Origin of the sequence: Nocardia sp. BSTN01 (genome assembly GCF_015354405.1) — a bacterium.
In the GTDB taxonomy this organism is placed as follows: domain Bacteria; phylum Actinomycetota; class Actinomycetes; order Mycobacteriales; family Mycobacteriaceae; genus Nocardia.
This window is the reverse complement of sequence record NZ_JADKYP010000007.1, coordinates 192,557-213,007: the sequence shown is the minus strand read 5'-3', so window position 1 is coordinate 213,007 and position 20,451 is coordinate 192,557. Positions and strand designations below refer to the sequence as shown.

The following is a 20,451-nucleotide window of genomic DNA, read 5'->3' as shown; positions in this document are numbered from 1 at the left end:
TATGACCGTCGACTTTCCACAAGTGTCGGATTCCCGGCCGACCACCCCCACCCTCACCCGGATACTCGCCGACGCCGCCGAATCCGTATCCGGCGACCTGCGTGAGCGCGTGCTCGGCAGCCGCGCGTGGCGGTCCGATTACGTCCCTCTGCTCGCGGAGCTGACCACCGCGTCGGCCGCCGGTGCGGCCGCCGCCCGGACGATAGCGGCCCGAGGCCTCGCTTCGGCGCGGCGCAACATGGTGTGGGCCGACGGAGCGCACGAAATCCCGCTGGACGCAGTCGAGCTGGGCGGTGGTGCGCAATGGTTACCCACGACGGCGACCGTGTCGGGCCGCGCACGTCGGGTGACGCAGCTGAGTGTGCCGTACCGAGGTCGCGAACTATCCGGTGCCCAGCTGTTGGAGCAGCTCGATACGTGGGTTGCGGACGGCGTCGCCGAGCCGTCGTTCCGAGATGCCATCGCGCGAGTGGTGGCCCATCCGGAGTGGCTGGCGCTGCCGGGCCGTCGTGTCGCACTGCTGGGAGCGGGAGCCGAACTCAGTCCGCTCGCGCCGCTGTCAGCTTGGGGCGCTGAGATTCTCGCCGTCGACGTGCCTGTCCGCGACGTGTGGTTGCGCATCGCGGATACCGCGCAGGACGGCGCCGGCAAGGTGCGCTGGCCACTTCGGCCCGATGGCGCGCCCGGTATGGATGTCACGACCGAGATTCGCGAACTTGCCGCGTGGTTGCGTGCCGAGGCGGGGAGCTCACAGCTCGTGGTAGGCATGTACGCGTACGCCGATCGCGGTATGCACGTGCGTCTCACGATGGCGACAGATCTGCTGGCTACCTATCTGTGTGCCGCTGATCCGCGGACTGCTCTCGCCTACCTGGCTACCCCCACCGACGCCTTCGTCGTCCCGGCCGAGGTCGTGGCAGCCGGACGCAAGACGTGGCGCGAACGAGGACCGATTCGATACTTGGATGCCGCGATGCGGCGGGCCTCCCGCGATAGACTTTTCCGTCCCTCATACCCCTCGTTGCATGCCGACGGCACAGGTCTGGCCGATATCCTCGTACCGCAACAAGGGCCGAGCTATGCCTTGGCCAAACGTCTCCAGCGGTGGCGCGGCGTTCTCGCCGAGCAGCAGGAACATGCGGTGTCGTTCAATGTCGCGCCGGCGTCGTGGACCCGCTCCGTCACTCGCAATCGTGCGCTGGCCGCCGCCTACCGCGGGGCACATCGCTTCGACATCGAAGTTTTCGAACCCGATACGTGCCGCGTGCTCATGGCAGCACTGCTGGTCCACGATCTCAATCACCGTCGCGACCCACGACCGCACCCGGAAGCGTTGTTCAGCGACCAGGCGCTGCACGGTGGGCTGTGGCGCGCGGGATACGAGCCGAAATCGGCCCTCGGCTTCGCGGCCCTGCTCGGCACGCTCGATCCGCGATCCGCGCTCCGGGCCCGCCCGCGATAATCGCCGATCCGGCACAGTGTGATCCGATGAAGGAATCCGAGAGTCGGTGGTGGCCTGCATCGAGCAGTGGAGGGGGCGAGGGGCACTCGGTATTCTTCGACGCGGCCGTTCAGCACAGTGCGCCCGAGTTCGCCCGCCGGTGGGATAGTCCGTTCCTGGGGCTACGAAATCGGGGAGTTCGCCGGTTCGGCCAGCTCTGCGTCGCGGTGGAGCAGGCACCACGTGAGGACCAGATCGTCCGTCTTGTCGGTGTCGAGTCCGGTGACTTCGGCGAAGCGTGTCAGCCGGTAGCGAATCGTGTTGCGGTGCACGAACAATGCGCGCGCGGTTTCCTCGACCTTCCGATCGTGAGTGAGATAGGTGGCGATAGTCGTCAAAATCTCGTGACCGGCATTGCCTTGTGCGCGCAGGGGGCCCAGGTGTTTGGCGTCGAGAATCCGTATGGTCTCCTCGTCCAACTGCTCCAGCAGCGGGAGCGAGCCCAGATCCGAGAGATCCACCAGACCGGTGCGGCCGTGTCGATCGGCGATCGTCATGGCTTCGAGGGCCTGTCGGTGCGAACGCGACGCTTCGCCGAGGGAAACAGCCGGCCCCAGGCCCACTGCGCGTGAGAGCGACCGTAGCTGCGGGCGCTGCGGCAGTAGCGCGACGAAGGTGTCATCGATGATGGCGTCGAGCGAGGGCAACTGCGCGGTGGCGCCGCGCATGCGCACGGCAGCGGCCAAGTCGGAACTCGATATCGTGTCGTCCCAACGCGCGCAGACAACGTGGTAGCGGTGCGCCATATCGAGGTGATAGGAGCTTGCTTCGGTGGCCAGCGCGGCCGGAGTGATCGCTCCGGCGACGAGTTTGCGCACGAAGTCGCTTCGGCGGGTGGCGGCCGCGACGGCCCGTTCCTGCTGGACCATGTGTACGGCGGCCGCGTGCGCGGTAGCCCATTGCCAGGCGAGATCTTGCAAGTCGTTGATCTGCTCGGACGGGATATCGGCTGCTGAAGCTCGTTCTCGGACCAGCTCGAACAGGCGGCGGGCGCCGACCTGGATGCTGTGCGCCACGAGTTCCAGCGGGATCTGCTGCTGGGCCCAGACGCGCGCCAACTCGGCGATCTCCGTCAAACGCGTGCCCGGCACCGGTTCACGCATCGATTCGGCCGCGAGTTCCAGGACCGCGCGCGTGTTACGCCGGATGGAGTGCTCGTCCACCTGGCCGTATACCGGAATGTTCGCTCGGTACAGCTGGGTGAGATCGGTGGCGAGGTCGTCGAGTTGCGATCCCGCGTCCTCGAGCAACGCCGCCATCTGTGCTGCTGCGGTGGTATGTCCGGATGCCCGAGCGGGTGCGCTCCCTGCTGCCGAGCTTTCCTGGCTCGGGTCTACTCCCGCGGTTGTCGCCACATGTTCATCCTATGCGGCCGCACAAAGCATGAATTCGGTAGCGCCGCTGTTCGGGCTTGACCTTGAACCATAGTTGAAACTTTAGACTTGCCGGGTCGTACGTGGCCGACGGCAAGTTGGGTGGCCATACCTATGTCCGAACAGACCTCACGGCGCTGACTGAGGGTCCGATCCTTGTCGCCTGAGATGTGGGTGCAGAGAAAGCAGCTTATGACCTCGATTTTTTCGCCTCTGATCCTGCCGAACGGCTCGATACTGGCCAACCGAATCGCCAAGGCCGCGATGGAGGAGGGCCTGGCGGGCCCTGGTCAGCTTCCCGACAAGCGGGTCCTGACCTTGTATCGGCGGTGGGGCCACGGGGGAGCCGGCTTGCTCATAACCGGCAATGTCATGGTCGACGCGAGAGCGCTGACCGGTCCGGGCGGAATCGTCCTCGCGCAGGACACGCCGCTTCGCCCGTTCACGGCGTGGGCGGATGCTGCGAAGGCGGGCGACGCCGACGTATGGATGCAGATCAATCATCCCGGCCGGCAAGCGAACGCCGATATGCCAGGGGTATGTCTGGCACCTTCGGCGGTGGCGGTGGATGTAGGGGCACAGTCGAAGAGATTCGCCGCGCCGACTCCGATGACCGAGGCCGACATCGAAGATGTGATCGGCCGGTTCGTCACCACCGCAGTGCGTGCCGAGCAGGCCGGATTCGACGGAGTCCAGGTACACGCCGCGCACGGCTACCTGCTGTCCCAGTTTCTTTCCCCGTTGACGAATCGACGTATCGACGAGTGGGGCGGGCCGCTGGAGAACCGCGCGCGAGCGCTGACTCGGATCATCACCGGCATCCGTGAATCGGTGAGTCCGTCGTTTGCTGTGGCGGTGAAACTGAATTCGGCCGACTTCCAGCGCGGCGGGTTCGCCCTATCGGACGCGGTACGACTGGTCGGCATGCTCAACACACTCGGTGTCGATGCGGTGGAGGTGTCCGGTGGGAGTTACGAAAGCCCGGCCATGCAGGGGCGTCCCGCCGACGACCGGACCCTCGCGCGGGAGGCCTACTTCCTGGAATTCGCCGAAGATCTCCTCGGCGTAGCGAAGATGCCGTTGATTCTCACCGGGGGTATCCGGCGCCGCGAAGTAGCGCAGAAGGTCATCGACCGCGGAATTGCGGTAGCGGGCCTGGGGACAGCGCTCGCCACCGTCCCGGATCTGCCGTTGCGCTGGCGAGATGTGGTCGCGGTCGATGCACCCGAACTGAAGCCGATCGAATGGAAGGACAAGGCACTCGGCTCAGCCGCGCGGATAGCCCAGGTGCGATATCAGTTGCACCGCCTCGCCGCGGGGCGCGAGCCTCGTCCCGGCGTTCTCCCCGGATTCGCGTTCGCCCTGGACCAGCTTCGGCGCCGGCGTGATCTGAAGGAGTACTCGGCGTGGTTGTCCGGTCCGCGGTCGGTCGAAGAGCGGGGGGCGAAAATCGCTACGATCCCGCGCGTTTCATGACATTTCGAGCCGATCGACTGTCGCGGTAGACAAGCCTGGCGCGGGTAGGGTCGGCGGACGCCCGGAACTGCCGCATGAACTCCGGGCACCGCCGATGCCCGCCCTGCCGGCACGCGGCCGGTCGGGCGAGCGGAACTCGCTTACCGGGATTCGATCGGCGACAATCGCACCAGCGGAATTTCTCGGCTGGTCCGCTTCTGGTACGCCGCGTAGTTGCTGTAGCGGCGGGTGATATCAGGCCACAGCTGCGCCCGCTGCTCGGATGTGAGAATCGTTGCTCGCATTCTCTGCTGTGGGCCGCTCCGAACCGACACTGTCACCTCCGGATTTTCCCGGAGGTTCAGAAACCACGCCGGATGCACAGGATCACCTCCGCGGGAGGCGACGACGACGAAGCTGCCGTCCTGTGCGACCGGAGCGGTCAGCATGACCGCATGCGGCTGCCCCGATTTCCGCCCGATCGTGGTCAATTCGAGCGAGGGCATTCCGCCGAATTCGTTTCCGAACCGACCGTGGCTCGCTTTCAACAGCACGCGATGGGCGGTATTCATCGCCTTCAGCGCGAAGTTCGGTGGCATGAGTTCCTCCTGGCAAAGTGGTTGGGGACGGCCGTATAGGGTCAGGATGCGGCAGTGAGCGGGGCGACGCCGGTCAGTTCGGCCGACAGATCCCACAGCACCTCGGCGTCGCGGTCATTGCGGGCACGACGACTCGGTGTCTCCCGGACGGGACTGCCCCAGACGAAAAGCCGGGGACCGAAATATTCTCCGCCCTGGACGCCCGGATCGGTCGCCGCCCGCAACATCGGCAGCGCGCCCGCGGCCGCGGATTGCGTGAAAAGCGGAATCACAGCAGGCATAACGCGGTTCACGAAGGCGGTGCCCTCGAATCCGAGATCGGTGCGTGAGCCGCCCGGGTGAGCCGCTACCGCGATGGTTGCGGCTCCGGCCGCGACCAGACGGCGTTGAAGTTCCCGTGTGAACAGGATGTTGGCGAGCTTGCTTTGCATGTACGCGCCCCATCGGCGATAGGGACGACGGTCGAACATGAGGTCGTCCGCGGCCAGTCGGCCGAGTCGATGTCCGGCACTCGACATGGTCGCCACTCGCGAGCCCGGCCGGCCGGTCATCAAGGGCAGCAGTCTGCCGGTGAGTGCGAAATGGCCCAGGTGATTCACTTGGAATTGGGTTTCGTACCCATCGACGGTACGCGAAGCATCGATCGCCATCAGTCCGGCGTTGTTGACCAGCAGATCCACGGGCCTCCCTTCCGAGAGGAGCTGATCGGTGAACGCCGCGACGGAGGTGAGGTCAGCGAGGTCGAGCGTGCGGACTTCGACACTGGAGCGCGGATGTCGGTCGCGGATCGACTTCGCGGCGTCGGACGCCTTCGCTTCGTTGCGGCAAGCGAGTACGACGTGCGCGCCCGCCTCGGCCAGCGCCCTGGCGATCTCGAATCCGAGCCCTGAGTTTGCACCCGTGACGACGGCGAGCCTGCCGGTTTGGTCCGGTATGTCGGCGGTGGTCCACAATGGCATAGGTCTTCCTGGTGTCGTCGAGCCGAAGTTGTTGACCGTGAAGGGTTGAGAGCCCGCCCAGCCTAAACTTTCAACCATGGTGGAAGGTCAAGCGATTTCCATGAAAATCGGCGATCTCGCTGCGCGAGCCGGCATGACGCCCTCTCGGATTCGGTACTACGAAACCGCCGGCTTGATCAGCCCGGCGCGGCGCACGGACGCGGGTTACCGGCTGTACGACGAACAAGCGGTCCAACGGCTCGAGATCATCGGGTACGCCCAGCTGGCCGGATTCACCCTTGCGGAAATGCGGTCACTGCTGCCGTTGACGCAGCCGGGTAAGTGGGATCGGGAGGCCCTGGTCGGGACATTGCGCACCAAGGCCGCGGCGATAGAACAATTGCAGCAGCGACTGGCGGCGGCCCGAGATCGGCTGGAAAGTGTGATCGCGGACGTCGAGAACACGCCCGAGGACCTCGAATGCGATGCCAACGCTCGGCGCGTTCTCGACAATCTGCGTGGGAGTTCCGCGCACGGCCACCATGATGCGGCCGCCACTACATCGGGGCCGGACGGGTCGACGAGTTCACGGTGAGGCGGGCGATGAGCGGCGTCGGCCGGTCACCGAGCATCTGAATCAACGGTGAAGCGATCAGGTTGCGATGCCGAACTGCCTGATCTTTCGATACATCGTGGCGCGGGATATACCGAGATCGATTGCGGCGGCTTGCTTGTCGCCGTTGTGATCATGGAGGCTGCGCACGATCGCGTCACGCTCGAGAGCTTCCATCGATGTGAGTATGCGCCTGGTGATCGAATGGCACTCGGGCGGAAGCTTATCGGGCATGACGACGCCGGAACGCTGGCGCGTGAGGGTGTCGACGAGAACGTGCCGCAGCTGCGCCACATTGCCGGGCCACGGAAGTTTGGTCAACTGGCGATGTGCTCCGGGGGAGAGTCGAATATCGCCGCCCTTGGTGAGTTCCCGAAGCAGATGCGGCACCAACTCGTCCAAGTCCTCGATTCGGTGACGCAGCGCCGGAACAGGAACGGTATGCATGAACATCGGCAGTATCTGCGCCTCGAGCTCCGGCGCCTTGGTGGTCGAGCAGATCGTCGCGGCGATCCACCCGCGCCCGGTACAGGCCTGCAAGATGGTGGAAATCGCTTCCACACTCCCGCCGGGAAGTTCATCGACATCGGCGAGGACGATGTCGAAATCGTCTTTCGCGACCTCGGCCTCCAAGGCGGCGATCAGGTCCTCGGCGCCGAGGTATCGGCCGGTACGCAGGACGCGAACGGTGCGGTCCGGGCGCAGGTGCCGTGCGACCATCTCCGCCAGCTTGGCACGGCCCGAGCCGGCTTCCCCGTCGAGCACGACCCAACTGCGGTCGACGCAGCAGCGTTCCACTTGCTGGCAGCTCCGGCGCCACGAACTGCTCCGTCCCGCCAGACCGGGCACGCCCGGAGACCGGGAGACCACCTGTCCTCTGCTGTGGCTACGGTCGCTCAGCGTCACGTGTGCGACGATGTTCGGGAGACCGGTGCGCGGCCTGATCCGTTCGGTGACAATAACTTTGGTGATGTATCCGCTCGGCAGGACGGCGCTCACGGTGTTCGTCAGCGAGCGCTGGAGATCGGTCGCGTGTTCGAGGATCGCGTGCTGATCGAGCGCGTCGAGGGACTGCCGTAGGAAGCGATTCATCAACATGATGTCGTCGCCTAGCGCGAGTACGCCGCCCGGGTATCGCCGGCATTGCTGGAGATACGTTTCCAGCAGCGCGGATTCGCTTTCGGTGGCCTGGGCGCGCAGGCGATCCTCGATTTGCGCTCCCGCTGTCTTGGCCAGCGCCACCAGCACGGGATCGGACTTACGTGCCCAGCATGTGAGATCCAAGATTCCGACGACTCGACTCGACATCGGATCCCTGATCGGAGCACCGACGCAGGCGAGCTGGCCCAGGGTGCCGAGATAGTGCTCGCCGCCGCGGATGTAGGTGGGCCGTCCGGTCTCCGCCGCGGTGCCGATACCGTTGGTACCCACGAACTTTTCGGCGTAGCTGTAACCCGAAGCCAGCTGCACGGCGTCGAGCGCCCCACGAATGCGGGCGTCGGCGGCGATGCGATCGAGAACGAGTCCGTCGGCCGACGTGAGTACGACGCTGACCGCCTGGGTGGCCAGATCGTCGGCCAATCGATGAATCACCGGTGCGGCCGCTGTCACCAGAGGTGACTCCAGATCGGGTTCACGAACGAATGGAAGCTCGACCCTGTCGGGGTGGATGCGCAGCTCGACCGACCGCTGCCAGGAATTGCGAATAGTGCCCGAGATGAGTCGGTCGTCCACAGCGCCCGAGCTCAAAAACTGATCCCGTGCTCGCTGTAGCAGAGAAGTGGTGTCTTCGTTGCTCACCATCGATCCACCTAGTCTTTCGGTCCGCGAGACAACGTTACCCGGCTTTCCTGTGATGCAGATCTCATTTTGAGACGCTCGGTGCCTGCGGTGCCGACCACGATCGTCCGTGCCGGTCGGCATCCGAGGTCGGACCGGCCCATGCCACGAGCCGTTGCGTGTGCGCGAGCGGCGAAAGGCATTCATCGCTCCGGCGACCGACATTCGCTTCACCGCACGAAAGGAACCGCCGTGTCCGAGGAACACCCGCCCATCGGCGAGGCCCAATCCGAACCCGCAGTCGCCGGCTGTCCCGTCCTGTCGAGTCGCCTCGAGCATCCGGCCGAAGGCGGCAACACCACCCGCACGTGGTGGCCGAACCGGATAAATCTGAAGATTCTGCGGAAGAACCCGGCCGAGATCAGCCCTTTCGGTCCCGACTACGACTACCGTGCCGAGTTCCGAACGCTGGACCTCGACGCCGTCAAGGCCGACATCATCGAGGTCATGCACACCTCGCAGGAATGGTGGCCTGCCGACTACGGGACCTATGGCCCGTTCTTCGTCCGGATGGCCTGGCACGCCTCGGGGACGTACCGCATCCACGACGGGCGCGGCGGAGCCGGGGCGGGCATGCAGCGCTTCGCCCCACTGAACAGCTGGCCCGACAACGCGGGCCTGGACAAGGCCCGGCGGCTGCTGTGGCCGGTCAAGCAGAAGTACGGCAACAAGCTGTCCTGGGCCGATCTCATCGTCTACGCCGGTAACGTCGCCTTGGAGGACATGGGTTTCGAGACCTTCGGCTTCGGCGGCGGTCGCGAGGACCGGTGGGAACCGGAGGAGGATATCTACTGGGGCCCTGAACACCAGTGGCTCGCCGATGAGCGTCATACCGAGGACCGTGATCTGGAATCCCCCTTGGCCGCAGTGCAAATGGGACTGATCTACGTCAATCCCGAAGGGCCGAACGGCAATCCCGACCCGCTGCTCGCCGCGGACGGTATACGCGAGACATTTCGGCGCATGGCCATGAACGATGTGGAGACCGCGGCGCTCATCGTCGGCGGCCACACCTTCGGCAAAACGCACGGCGCCGGTCCTGCCGAACATGTCGGGCCGGAACCGGAAGGGGCCGCATTGGAGGACCAGGGATTGGGGTGGCGGTCCACCTTCGGCACCGGTGTCGGCAAGGACGCCATTTCGAGCGGGCTCGAAGGTGCGTGGACGCCGACTCCGGCCCGTTGGGACAACAGTTTCCTGGAGACTCTGTACGGCTATGAATGGGAGCTGACAACCTCGCCGGCGGGTGCCAAGCAGTGGGTCCCGAAGGATGGTGCCGGTGCGGACGCGGTGCCGGACGCGCATGTCCCGGGCAGGACTCATGCCCCGGTGATGCTGACAACCGACCTCTCGGTGCGGTTCGATCCGATCTACGGGGAGATCACTCGCCGCTGGCTGGATCATCCGGAAGAGCTGGCGGACGAATTCGCCAAAGCCTGGTACAAGCTGACGCACCGCGATATGGGTCCCCTGGGTCGGTACCTGGGTCCACATGTTCCGCGCGAGGCGCTGCTCTGGCAGGATCCGGTCCCCGCCGTAACGCACGACTTGGTCGATGCCGACGATATCGGCCGGCTGAAGAACCGGTTGCTCTCCTCCGGGCTCAGCGTCGCACAGCTCGTCAAGACGGCGTGGGCCGCGGCCTCCTCGTTCCGCGACAGCGACAAGCGTGGCGGTGCGAACGGCGGGCGTATCCGGTTGCAGCCCCAGATCGGCTGGCAGGTCAACGAACCCGACGAGCTGGCCTACGTCATCGGCGTACTGGAAGACATCCAGGCGGTCTTCCATGCCGACCGGACCGACGATGTGAAGGTGTCGTTCGCCGACCTGGTCGTGCTGGGCGGATGCGCCGGTATCGAGCAAGCGGCGAGGAACGCCGGTTTCGATATCGAAGTGCCCTTCATTCCCGGACGTACGGACGCGACCCAGGAGCAGACCGATGTCGAATCGTTCGCGGCGCTCGAGCCGGGGGCGGACGGCTTCCGCAACTATGTCGGTAAGGGCAGCCGCCTGCCGTCGGAGTATCAGTTGGTGGACCGAGCCAACCTGCTGACGCTGACCGCGCCCGAAATGACGGTGCTCGTCGGCGGACTGCGGGTGATCGGCGCCAACTACAACGGAAGCCGGCTCGGGGCCTTCACCGACGCTCCTGGCGCGCTGACCAACGATTTCTTCGTGAACCTACTGGACATGGGCACGCGGTGGGAGCCGTCGGCAGCCGAGGACGGGACCTACGTGGGTTACGACCGATCGACCGGCAAGACCGTATGGACCGGCAGCCGTGTGGATTTGGTCTTCGGCTCGAATTCGGAGCTGCGGGCGCTCGCCGAGGTCTACGGGCAGGACGACAACGAGAGGAAGTTCATCGACGATTTCGTCGCCGCCTGGACCAAGGTGATGAACCTGGACCGTTACGACCTGCTCTGATCCGACAGCAGACGATCCGGTGTCTCGCGAATCCGTTCGTGAGGCACCGGTTTCGCGTGTGCGGCATCTGCTGTCGACTGCTCGCCGGTGTCCGGCGAATGGTGGGAGACGGAGCTCGATCCGGTGATAGCTGTCAGGAATGCCGAATTAATCCCGAGTGGAACGAATTCCGTTGGTGGCCAACGGCATGGCCGCGGCGAGACCGCTGACTCCAATGTGACCCCCGTCTCAGAGTGAGACGCTCGCCACACCTCGCAACCGCTGGAATGGATATCGCAACGTCCCCGCGGCCGGTACTTCCACCGGACGCTGTGACCCAGGAGGCGAACATTGAGTAGGCAAAGCCTGACGAAGGCACACGCGAAGATCACGGAGTTGTCGTGGGAGCCGACCTTCGCAACCCCCGCTACCCGGTTCGGTACGGACTACACCTTCGAGAAGGCTCCGAAGAAGGATCCTCTCAAGCAGATCATGCGGTCCTACTTCCCGATGGAGGAGGAGAAGGACAACCGCGTGTACGGCGCCATGGACGGTGCGATCCGCGGCAACATGTTCCGTCAGGTGCAGCAGCGCTGGCTGGAATGGCAGAAGTTGTTCCTGTCGATCATTCCGTTCCCGGAAATCTCGGCGGCGCGTGCCATGCCGATGGCCATCGACGCGGTTCCGAACCCGGAGATCCACAACGGGCTCGCCGTGCAGATGATCGACGAGGTTCGTCACTCGACGATTCAGATGAACCTCAAGAAGCTGTACATGAACAACTACATCGACCCCGCCGGGTTCGATATGACCGAGAAGGCGTTCGCGAACAACTACGCGGGCACCATCGGCCGGCAGTTCGGTGAAGGGTTCATCACCGGTGACGCCATCACCGCGGCCAACATCTACTTGACCGTGGTGGCCGAAACAGCCTTCACCAACACGCTTTTCGTGGCCATGCCCGACGAGGCGGCCGCCAACGGCGACTACTTGCTGCCGACGGTCTTCCACTCGGTGCAGTCCGACGAGTCGCGGCACATCTCCAACGGCTACTCGATTCTGCTCATGGCGTTGGCCGACGAGCGAAATCGTCCACTGCTGGAACGAGATCTGCGTTACGCGTGGTGGAACAACCACTGTGTGGTCGACGCGGCGATCGGTACGTTCATCGAATACGGCACCAAGGATCGGCGTAAGGATCGTGAGAGCTACGCCGAGATGTGGCGGCGCTGGATCTACGACGACTACTACCGCAGCTACCTCATCCCCCTCGAGAAGTACGGTCTGACGATCCCGCACGATCTGGTCGAAGAAGCGTGGAAGCGCATCGTGGACAAGGGATACGTGCACGAGGTCGCTCGCTTCTTCGCCACCGGCTGGCCGGTCAACTACTGGCGGATCGACGCGATGACCGACAAGGACTTCGAGTGGTTCGAGCACAAATACCCCGGCTGGTACTCCAAGTACGGCAAGTGGTGGGAGGAGTACAACCGGCTCGCCTACCCCGGGCGCAACAAGCCCATCGCCTTCGAGGAGGTCGGGTACCAGTACCCGCACCGCTGCTGGACCTGCATGGTGCCCGCGCTCATTCGTGAGGACATGGTGGTGGAGAAGGTCGACGATCAGTGGCGGACCTATTGTTCGGAAACCTGCTACTGGACCGACGCGGTGGCCTTCCGTGGCGAATATCAGGGCCGTCCGACTCCGAATATGGGCCGGCTCACCGGTTTCCGGGAATGGGAGACGCTGCACCACGGCAAGGATCTGGCCGACATCGTCTCCGACCTCGGCTACGTCCGCGACGACGGCAAGACTCTCGTCGGTCAGCCGCATCTCGATCTGGACGACCCGAAGAAGTTGTGGACGCTGGACGACGTACGGGGCAACACATTCCAGAGCCCGAATGTGCTCCTGAACGAGATGTCCGACGCCGAGCGCGAAGCGCACGTCGCCGCCTATCGCGCGGGTAAAACCGTTCCCGCGTGATTCCAGGCTCGGTGGGTGGCGTCCTGCGTGACCGCGGCGCCACTCACCGACTCACCATCGATCCACCAGCCCAGGAGAGCCCGCCGTGGCCGATAAACACCGTATCCACTTCGAACCCGTCGACATCGAGATGGAAGTCGATGAAGACGAGTACATTCTCGACGCCGCGTTTCGGCAAGGCATCCATCTGATGCATGGTTGCCGCGAGGGGCGGTGCTCGGCGTGCAAGTCGTTCGTACTCGACGGCGATATCCAGATGGATGACTACTCGACATTCGCGTGTAACGATGCCGAAGTCGACGAAGGTCACGTATTGCTCTGTCGCTCAACCGCTTACAGCGATTGCACGATCGAGTTGCTCAATTTCGACGAGGACGAACTCCTGAGCGGGGTGCCCATCCAGGACGTGCGCGCTCGGGTGATCGCGATCGAACCGATGACCAGAGACATCGTGTCGTTGCGATTGCAGCCGGTGGAACCCGCGGCATACGAGTTCAAACCCGGCCAGTACTCGGATCTGAAAATCCCTGGGACAGAAGAACATCGCTCGTTCTCGATGGCCACGACCCCCTCCGGGGCCGCGCACATCGAATTTCTGATCAAGAAATATCCGGGTGGTAAGTTCGCCGGTCTGCTCGACGACGGTATCGATGTCGGCCACGAAATTGCTCTGACCGGGCCGTACGGGTCGTTCACCATCAAGGCCGGCCACGTCCTGCCGATGATTTTCATCGGCGGGGGAGCGGGGATGGCTCCTCTGCTGTCGCTGCTTCGTCATCTGGTCGAGACGGGCAATACCCGTCCGGTGCACTTCTATTACGGCGCCCGCACGTCCGCGGACCTCTTCTATCTCGAGGAGATCGCCGAACTCGGAAGCCGGCTGGAGGGCTTCGTCTTCGTTGCCTGTCTTTCGGAATCGATGGATTCGCCCCCTACGGGGCCGATCGAGATCGAAGCGGGCAACGTCACCGAAGTGGTCAGCCGGCGTGAGCCCGAACTCGGTCGCGCGGAGGCGTATTTGTGCGGTCCCCCGCCGATGGTCGATGCCGCGCTGGAACTACTCAGCGCCGCCGGCACCCCGAACGATCAGATCTTCTACGACAAGTTCACCAGCCCCGCATTCGACTAGTCACCCCAGGAATCGACAGCCCTCCTCCATCGACAAGAACTGAGAAAGAGATGACGACAAGCACAGGGCCCAAGCAGCGTAGCTTCCCCAAGATCGAATTCACCGATTCCGAGGCCGGCGCGCTGGAGTTTCCGAGCTCGAGAAGCCGGACCTTCACCTATTACACGCCGGCCAAGAAGCGGTCGACGATGTACGAGGACGTCACCGTCGACGTGCAGCCCGACCCCGAGCGCCACCTGTCCCAGGGCTGGATCTACGGATTCGGCGACGGCCCCGGCGGATACCCGCCCGAGTGGACCGCGGCGCAATCGTCGAACTGGCACGCCTTTCTCGATCCGAACGAGGAATGGGACCAGACGATCTATCGCAACAACTCGAAGGTGGTCCATCAGGTCGAGTTGTGTTTGTCGAATGCGAAGCGGGCCCGTGTCTACGACGGGTGGAATACGACGTGGCTGACATTCATCAGTCGCAATCTCGGGGCGTGGATGCATGCCGAGAACGGATTGGCGCTGCATGTGTTCACGTCGATTCAGCGGTCGTGCCCGACGAATATGATCAATACCGCGGTGGCCGTCAACGCCGCTCACAAGCTCCGCTTCGCGCAGGATCTCGCGCTGTTCAACCTCGACCTGTCCGAGGCGAGTGAGGAATTCGACGGTTCGCTGCACAAGCAGGTGTGGCAGTCCGCGCCGGAATGGCAGCCCACCCGGGAGGTCGTCGAGCGGCTGACCGCCGTGGGGGATTGGTGTCAGCTGCTTTTCGGATCGAACGTCGTCTTCGAACAGTTGGTCGGCACGCTGTTCCGCAGTGAATTGATCATGCAGATAGCGGCCGGCAACGGCGACTACATCACCCCGACCATCGTCGGCACCGGCGAGCACGATTACGACCGTGATCTGGCATACACGCGCAACCTGTTCCGGCTGCTGACTCGCGATCCGGAATTCGGTGAGGCGAACAAGGCGCTGTTCGCCGGCTGGCTCGACATCTGGGTGCCGCGGTGCCTCGACGCGGCGCGGGCTCTGCAGCCGATCTGGTCACAGCCGGCCGAGAAGGCGGTTACGTTCGCGACCAGTTTGGACGCCGCCATCGCGAAGTTCTCATCCCTGCTCGACGAGCTCGGTCTCGACATTCCTGAGGAGTTGAAGAAGTGAGCATGCAATTCGGATCGTCCACCGAGTTCTCCAACATGTGTGGCGTCACCTTGATGAACACTCCGGTCGGCCGTGTCGTCGCGGAGGTGATGGGAGCCAAGGACGGCGTGGAGTTGACCGAGTATCCGTCGATGATTCGGGTCGACGGTCAGCGGCTGCTCGATTTCGACTATGCCGAACTCAGCGAAGCCCTGGGTGAGGAGTTCGACGGGTCGATCTTCGAGGAGATCAGCTCCACCCACTACGGGCGCATGGTGCATCTCGACGAGAAGACCCTGTTGTTCGCCAGCCCCGAGGACGCGGCCGAATACATCGGTTTCGACCTCAGCGTTCAGTAGGGACGCCGGGCGACACCACCGGCGCCGCCGAGATTCGTGGCGGCGGCGCCGGTGGGCCGCAGGTAGCCGACCATCACTCGCTCGAAGTCCTGTCCGCCGGTGAACCAGCCTGTGCGGCAACGCAATCGAAGAAATCCGGAGTTTCCACCATGTATGAGAAGAACGGCGAAAAGTACTTCATCGTCGACGGGCACGTGCACATCTGGGACGGCCGTGAGTCGAACCATAAGAATGTGCACGGCAAGGAGTTCATCGACTGCTTCTACGACTACCACCGGAACCTCAGTCCGGCGGAGGTCGTATGGGATTACGACACGTATACCTATTACGGCAGCGAACGCTTCGAGCGCGACATCTTCGAGGACGGATACGTCGACCACGCGATTTTCCAGGCGACTCTGCTGAGTGACTTCTACCGCAACGGATTCGGGCAAACCGAAGAGGCGCTCGCGCTGGTGGCGCGGCACCCCGGCAAGCTCACCTACAACCACGCCTACGACCCCCGGTACGGTGAGGCCGGGCTGGAACAACTCCGCCGGGACGCCGAGCGGATGAATTTGCAGGGCGTCAAGCTCTACACCGCGGAATGGCACGGCGACTCGCGTGGCTACAAGCTCGACGAACCGTGGTCGCGACGGTATCTCGAAGAATGTATCGATCTGGGAATCAAGAATATTCACGTCCACAAGGGACCGACGATTCGTCCGCTGGACCGCGACGCGTTCGACGTCGCCGATATCGACAAGGTCGCCACCGACTATCTGGAGCTCAACTTCGTCGTCGAGCACGTCGGGCTGCCGAGGTTGGAGGACTTCTGCTGGATCGCCACCCAGGAGTCCAACGTGTACGGCGGGTTGGCTGTGGCGCTGCCGTTCATCCACACCCGGCCGCGGTACTTCGCTCAGATCATCGGGGAACTGCTGTATTGGATCAAAGAGGACAAGATCCTGTTCGGCAGCGATTACGCGCTGTGGACCCCGAAGTGGTTGGTGGAGGAATTCGTCGACTTCCAGATTCCGGAGGATATGCAGGGCGAGTATCCGCCGATCACCGTCGACCAGAAGAAGAAGATTCTCGGCCTGAACGCGGCGGCACTGTACGACATCGAGGTCCCCGCGCAGTCGCGCCTCGCGCCGGCGCCGGCCGATGGGGCGGTCACCGGGGTGGCGGAGCCGGAAAAGGTGTTGTCATGACCGCCCCTGCTCTCTGTACCGAACAGGACCTGGTGGCGGCGCTGTCGACCGTCCTCGATCCCGAATTGGACGCTCCGATAACAGAACTCGGGTTCGTCCGCTCGATGACGATCGACGATGCGGGAGTCGTTGTGCACCTGCGATTGCCCACCGCATTCTGCTCGCCGAACTTCGCCTATCTGATGGCGGCGGACGCCCTGGACGCGCTGCGAATGGTCGACGGTGCCGGCGAGGTGCGGGTATTGCTCGACGACCACCACGACAGCGACAAGATCAATGCGGGCCTGGCGGCCGATGCCGGCTATGTCGGGACGTTCGGTGTCGAGGCGGAAGAGAGTCTGCACGAACTGCGCAGGACATTCCTGGTCAAGGCACATGCGGCCGCGATGGAACGGTGCGTCGAGGCGCACCTGAAACACTCCGATCTTTCCGTCGACGACCTGCACAAACTGACTCTGGGAGATCTGGCGCCCGGCAAGGAGAAAGAGGCGCTGTTGCGGCGCCGGATGCGCATCGGGTTGAGCATGTGCCCGGCCAGCCGGGTCGTCGTCGACGACGCCGGAAGGCGCCTGCTGCCCGAACAGGTGCCGATGCGGCTTCGTTTCGCCAAATCCGTGCGCATTTCGATGGAAGGCAACGCCCACTTCTGCCGTGGTCTGCTCGCCACCCGCTATGCCGGCAGCGAATCCGTCGACGGCACACCTCGAATTCACGACGTGAGAACAAGGAGCTCCCGATGAAGGCCGTCCAGGTGGTCGGATACCACACCAAATTGCAGCTGACCGAGGTCCCCCAGCCGACGGTCGAGGGGCCGCTGGATGTGATCGTGCGAATCGGTGGCGCCGGTGTGTGCCGTACCGACCTGCATATTCTCGAAGGACAGTGGGAAGAGAAGAGCGGCGTAGGACTGCCGTACACCATCGGGCACGAGAATGCCGGATGGGTGGCGGCGACCGGTGACGCCGTCACCAATGTCGCAGTGGGAGACAAGGTCATCCTGCACCCGCTGATCACCTGCGGACTGTGCCGCGCGTGCCGGTTCGGTGACGACGTGCACTGTGAGAACAGCAAATTCCCCGGCATCGACGTCGACGGCGGCTACGCGGAATACTTGCGCACCACCGCCCGCAGTGTGGTTCGCATCGACGACTCGCTCGAGCCCGCCGATGTCGCCGCGCTCGCCGACGCGGGGCTGACGGCCTACCACGCCGTCGCCAAGGTCGCGAAGACGACTCGACCGGGCGATGTGTGCGTGGTGATCGGCGCGGGCGGACTGGGCCACATCGGTATTCAGGTGCTGAAGGCGATTTCCGGTGTCACCGTGGTCGTCCTCGACCGCAATCCGGACGCCGTCGCGCTGGCGGAACAGATCGGCGCGGATCGGGGCATCGTCGCCGACGGCACTCATGTCCAGCAGGTGCTCGATCTGACCGCGGGGCACGGTGCCGAAGCGGTGATCGACTTCGTCGGCGAGGGCGGCGCGACGCGGGAGGGCATCGCGATGCTGCGCCGTGCCGGTAACTACTACGTCGTCGGCTACGGCGAGAACATCGATGTTCCGACGATCGACGTGATTTCCACCGAGATCAATTTCATCGGAAATCTCGTGGGCTCCTACAACGATCTGCGCGAACTGATGACCCTTGCCGCCCAAGGCAAAGTCACGCTGCACACCACCAAATATCCCCTCGAAAGCTTCCAGCAAGCACTCGACGATCTCGACGCCGGCCGCGTCCGTGGCCGCGCGATTCTCGTCCCGTAACGCGATTCTCGTCCCGTAAGGAAAGGAAAGAGCCATGGCTAAGGAGCTGCGTTACGACAAGGACGCACGGTCGAGGCTGGAGCACGGCGTCAATGCCCTCGCGGACGCGGTCAAGGTGACCCTCGGTCCCAAGGGCCGCAACGCCGTCCTCGAGAAGTTGACCGGTCCGCCGACGATCACCAACGACGGGGTGACCATCGCCCGCGAAATCCAATTGCGCGATCCCTTCGCGAATATGGGCGCGCAGCTGGTCAAAGAGGTCGCCATGAAAACCAACGGCACCGTCGGCGACGGAACGACAACCGCGACGGTCCTGGCCCAGGCGATGGTCCGGGAGGGTCTGCGCGCCGTCGATGCCGGGGCCAATCCGATGCGGGTGCGCCGCGGCATCGAACGGTCGGTGAACGCCGTCGTCGAGTCGTTGCGTGCACAGGTCACCGAGGTCAGCGGGCTGACCGATCTGAAGCGGATCGCGACCCTCGCCGCCAGTGACGACGAAGCCATCGGCCACGCCATCGCACAGGCTGTCGATTACGTCGGCCGGACGGGTGTGGTTACCACCGAGGAGAGCGACGGTCTCGGTCTCGCGGTCGACATCGTCGACGGCATCGAGTTCGATCACGGCTACACCTCGGGGTACATGGTCACCGACCCGGAACGGATGGAGGCGGTCCACGTCGATCCCCTGATCCTGCTGACGAACAAGAAGATCACGCAGGTTCAGGACATCATGCCGAGCATCGAGGTGGCGAAACGGGCGGATCGGCCGCTCGTCGTGCTGGCCGAAGAAGTGGACGGCCCGGCTCTGCAGCTGCTCGTCGGCGGCAATATGCACCGGACGATGCAATCGGTGGTGGTCCGGGCGCCAGGATTCGGGCACCGCCGCGTAGCCGAGCTGGAAGATCTCGCCGTGGCGCTGGGCGGGCATGTCGTGGCGAAGGACACCGGCATCGAACTGTCCGACATCACCGCCGAACATCTCGGTTCCTGTGACCGCATCACGGTCACCGAGAACGAAACGACCATCGTCGGCGCGCACGGCGACGGGAGCCGGCTGGCGGCCCGCATCGCCCAGCTGGAAGCGCAGCTCGAGCGGGCGCGGATAGACGCCGACAAGGAGAGCCTGGAATTGCGGATCGCCCGGCTCACCGGGCGCGTTGCCGTCATCCGGGTGGGTGGTGCGACGAGCGTCGAATTGAAGGAACGGATGCTGCGGGTGGAGGACGCGTTGGCGGCCACTCGGGCAGCCGTCGAGGCGGGCATCGTCGCCGGTGGCGGCACCGCGCTCGTGCAGTCGCACCGGGCATTGACAGATCTCGAACTGCCCGAGGACGAGGCCCTCGGCCGCGACGTGGTGGGCCGGGCCTTGGCCGAGCCGCTGCGCTGGATCGCGAACAATGCCGGATTCGACGGTGACGAAGTGGTCGAGGTGGTTGCCGGACTGCCGTTGGGCCACGGTTTCAACGCCCTGAGCGGCACCTACGGGGATATGTTCGACGACGGCGTCATCGACCCGTTCAAGGTCACTCGCGCAGCGCTGGAAAGTGCGGCGTCGATCGCGGCGCTGCTCATCACGACCGAAACCGCGATTGTCGAGGAAGTCGTCTACAACCCAGGCGCGATCGTGGCTCCCGGATTCGGCGATCTCGCCGAAGGCATGGTTCGTCCCTCCAACATCTATTGAGAACCTCGGCGTTCGGGCGGTGGGGGACCGGCCGCCTCGTCCAGATCGGACGAGGCGGCCGAAATCCGGGCGTGCGGGGGATATGAATTTCGCCGTGTCATGTACGGCTGTGTCGATCAGGAGCATTTCGTGATTTTCATCGTGGTCAAGTTCAATGTTCTCCCGCAATATGTCGATAGCTGGCTGCAGATCACCCAGGAATACACCGCGAAAACTCGGGCCGAACCCGGCAATCTGTGGTTCGAATGGAACCGGAATGTGGACAACCCCGACGAGTTCGTTCTCGTCGAGGGCTTCCGGGACGAGCAGGCCGGGGCCGAACATGTCTCCGCCGACCACTTCCGGCGGGGACTGGACGCGATGCGTCCGGCACTGCGTGCGACTCCCCGGATACTCAGTACGCGGATTCCGGAAACCGATTGGGCGAGTATGGCGGAGCTGGAGATATCGGACCTGCCGGCGAACTCGGTGTAGCCGA

18 protein-coding genes are annotated in these 20,451 nt (G+C 64.2%); 13 read left to right on the top strand and 5 right to left on the bottom strand.

From position 1 onward, the window contains the following. Position 1: 1 nt before the first annotated feature. Positions 2-1,462, top strand: a complete 1,461-nt coding sequence (locus IRT45_RS09595; protein WP_194805519.1) for a hypothetical protein — start codon at positions 2-4, stop codon at positions 1,460-1,462. A gap of 161 nt (positions 1,463-1,623) precedes the next feature. On the opposite strand, the gene IRT45_RS09590 is transcribed toward IRT45_RS09595, so the two are convergent. Continuing rightward, positions 1,624-2,760: a CdaR family transcriptional regulator gene (locus IRT45_RS09590; protein WP_194805518.1), complete on the bottom strand. Its 1,137-nt coding sequence runs from the start codon at positions 2,758-2,760 to the stop codon at positions 1,624-1,626. 306 nt (positions 2,761-3,066) lie between these two features. Between IRT45_RS09590 and IRT45_RS09585 the strand changes: the two genes are divergently transcribed. Further along, a complete protein-coding gene (locus tag IRT45_RS09585; protein WP_194805517.1) occupies positions 3,067-4,350 on the top strand; it encodes an NADH:flavin oxidoreductase/NADH oxidase family protein in 1,284 nt (427 codons plus the stop codon). 140 nt (positions 4,351-4,490) lie between these two features. On the opposite strand, the gene IRT45_RS09580 is transcribed toward IRT45_RS09585, so the two are convergent. Both IRT45_RS09580 and IRT45_RS09575 read right to left on the bottom strand, forming a co-directional pair. Next, complete coding sequence (locus IRT45_RS09580) at positions 4,491-4,928, bottom strand: nitroreductase/quinone reductase family protein (RefSeq protein WP_194805516.1); 438 nt, start codon at positions 4,926-4,928, stop codon at positions 4,491-4,493. A gap of 41 nt (positions 4,929-4,969) precedes the next feature. Continuing rightward, complete coding sequence (locus IRT45_RS09575) at positions 4,970-5,887, bottom strand: oxidoreductase (RefSeq protein ID WP_194805515.1); 918 nt, start codon at positions 5,885-5,887, stop codon at positions 4,970-4,972. 76 nt (positions 5,888-5,963) lie between these two features. On the opposite strand from IRT45_RS09575, the gene IRT45_RS09570 reads away from it, so the two are divergent. Then, on the top strand, positions 5,964-6,461 hold the full coding sequence (locus tag IRT45_RS09570; protein ID WP_228534048.1) for a MerR family transcriptional regulator: 498 nt from the start codon (positions 5,964-5,966) through the stop codon (positions 6,459-6,461). Between the two features lie 57 nt (positions 6,462-6,518). On the opposite strand, the gene IRT45_RS37635 is transcribed toward IRT45_RS09570, so the two are convergent. Beyond that, positions 6,519-6,656: a helix-turn-helix domain-containing protein gene (locus IRT45_RS37635; RefSeq protein WP_305082301.1), complete on the bottom strand. Its 138-nt coding sequence runs from the start codon at positions 6,654-6,656 to the stop codon at positions 6,519-6,521. A gap of 1,854 nt (positions 6,657-8,510) precedes the next feature. Here IRT45_RS37635 and katG point away from each other — a divergent pair. The 5 genes from katG to mimD all read left to right on the top strand — a co-directional run bounded on the left by katG (position 8,511) and on the right by mimD (position 15,334). After that, positions 8,511-10,745 (top strand): catalase/peroxidase HPI, encoded by a 2,235-nt coding sequence (gene katG / locus IRT45_RS09560; RefSeq protein ID WP_309240870.1) that lies wholly within the window; start codon positions 8,511-8,513, stop codon positions 10,743-10,745. Positions 10,746-11,075: 330 nt separating this feature from the next. Continuing rightward, positions 11,076-12,710: a methane monooxygenase gene (locus IRT45_RS09555; RefSeq protein WP_194805512.1), complete on the top strand. Its 1,635-nt coding sequence runs from the start codon at positions 11,076-11,078 to the stop codon at positions 12,708-12,710. An 85-nt stretch (positions 12,711-12,795) separates the two neighbouring features. Continuing rightward, entirely contained in the window at positions 12,796-13,839 is a 1,044-nt protein-coding gene (locus tag IRT45_RS09550) for a 2Fe-2S iron-sulfur cluster-binding protein (protein WP_194805511.1), read from the top strand. A 50-nt stretch (positions 13,840-13,889) separates the two neighbouring features. Continuing rightward, positions 13,890-14,996, top strand: a complete 1,107-nt coding sequence (locus tag IRT45_RS09545) for an aromatic/alkene monooxygenase hydroxylase subunit beta (protein WP_194805510.1) — start codon at positions 13,890-13,892, stop codon at positions 14,994-14,996. After that, positions 14,993-15,334, top strand: a complete 342-nt coding sequence (gene mimD, locus IRT45_RS09540; protein WP_194805509.1) for a propane 2-monooxygenase effector subunit MimD — start codon at positions 14,993-14,995, stop codon at positions 15,332-15,334. The genes IRT45_RS09545 and mimD overlap by 4 nt, the downstream gene beginning before the upstream one ends. Here the strand turns inward: mimD and IRT45_RS37465 are convergent. Further along, the gene (locus tag IRT45_RS37465; RefSeq protein ID WP_255535554.1) at positions 15,328-15,459 is read right to left on the bottom strand and encodes a hypothetical protein; all 132 of its coding nucleotides are present in this window, start codon (positions 15,457-15,459) and stop codon (positions 15,328-15,330) included. The genes mimD and IRT45_RS37465 overlap by 7 nt on opposite strands. Positions 15,460-15,483: 24 nt before the next feature. Between IRT45_RS37465 and IRT45_RS09535 the strand changes: the two genes are divergently transcribed. The 5 genes from IRT45_RS09535 to IRT45_RS09515 all read left to right on the top strand — a co-directional run bounded on the left by IRT45_RS09535 (position 15,484) and on the right by IRT45_RS09515 (position 20,447). Then, complete coding sequence (locus tag IRT45_RS09535) at positions 15,484-16,527, top strand: amidohydrolase family protein (protein WP_194805508.1); 1,044 nt, start codon at positions 15,484-15,486, stop codon at positions 16,525-16,527. After that, the gene (locus IRT45_RS09530) at positions 16,524-17,267 is read left to right on the top strand and encodes an iron-sulfur cluster assembly protein (RefSeq protein WP_194805507.1); all 744 of its coding nucleotides are present in this window, start codon (positions 16,524-16,526) and stop codon (positions 17,265-17,267) included. Before IRT45_RS09535 ends, IRT45_RS09530 begins: the two co-directional genes overlap by 4 nt. Beyond that, entirely contained in the window at positions 17,264-18,289 is a 1,026-nt protein-coding gene (locus IRT45_RS09525; protein WP_194805506.1) for an NAD(P)-dependent alcohol dehydrogenase, read from the top strand. Before IRT45_RS09530 ends, IRT45_RS09525 begins: the two co-directional genes overlap by 4 nt. A gap of 34 nt (positions 18,290-18,323) precedes the next feature. Continuing rightward, entirely contained in the window at positions 18,324-19,973 is a 1,650-nt protein-coding gene (gene groL / locus IRT45_RS09520; protein WP_194805505.1) for a chaperonin GroEL, read from the top strand. A 129-nt stretch (positions 19,974-20,102) separates the two neighbouring features. Beyond that, positions 20,103-20,447 carry a putative quinol monooxygenase gene (locus IRT45_RS09515; protein ID WP_194805504.1) on the top strand — a complete coding sequence of 115 codons (345 nt, stop codon included), beginning with the start codon at positions 20,103-20,105 and terminating at the stop codon, positions 20,445-20,447. Positions 20,448-20,451 lie beyond the last annotated feature (4 nt).

Coding starts and splice junctions, on each gene's coding strand:
- IRT45_RS09595 (WP_194805519.1), top strand. CDS start 2: ATGACCGTCGACTTTCCACAAGTGTCGGATTCCCGGCCGACCACCCCC.
- IRT45_RS09590 (WP_194805518.1), bottom strand. CDS start 2,760: ATGGCGGCGTTGCTCGAGGACGCGGGATCGCAACTCGACGACCTCGCC.
- IRT45_RS09585 (WP_194805517.1), top strand. CDS start 3,067: ATGACCTCGATTTTTTCGCCTCTGATCCTGCCGAACGGCTCGATACTG.
- IRT45_RS09580 (WP_194805516.1), bottom strand. CDS start 4,928: ATGCCACCGAACTTCGCGCTGAAGGCGATGAATACCGCCCATCGCGTG.
- IRT45_RS09575 (WP_194805515.1), bottom strand. CDS start 5,887: ATGCCATTGTGGACCACCGCCGACATACCGGACCAAACCGGCAGGCTC.
- IRT45_RS09570 (WP_228534048.1), top strand. CDS start 5,964: ATGGTGGAAGGTCAAGCGATTTCCATGAAAATCGGCGATCTCGCTGCG.
- IRT45_RS37635 (WP_305082301.1), bottom strand. CDS start 6,656: ATGGAAGCTCTCGAGCGTGACGCGATCGTGCGCAGCCTCCATGATCAC.
- IRT45_RS09545 (WP_194805510.1), top strand. CDS start 13,890: ATGACGACAAGCACAGGGCCCAAGCAGCGTAGCTTCCCCAAGATCGAA.
- IRT45_RS09535 (WP_194805508.1), top strand. CDS start 15,484: ATGTATGAGAAGAACGGCGAAAAGTACTTCATCGTCGACGGGCACGTG.
- IRT45_RS09530 (WP_194805507.1), top strand. CDS start 16,524: ATGACCGCCCCTGCTCTCTGTACCGAACAGGACCTGGTGGCGGCGCTG.
- IRT45_RS09525 (WP_194805506.1), top strand. CDS start 17,264: ATGAAGGCCGTCCAGGTGGTCGGATACCACACCAAATTGCAGCTGACC.
- groL (WP_194805505.1), top strand. CDS start 18,324: ATGGCTAAGGAGCTGCGTTACGACAAGGACGCACGGTCGAGGCTGGAG.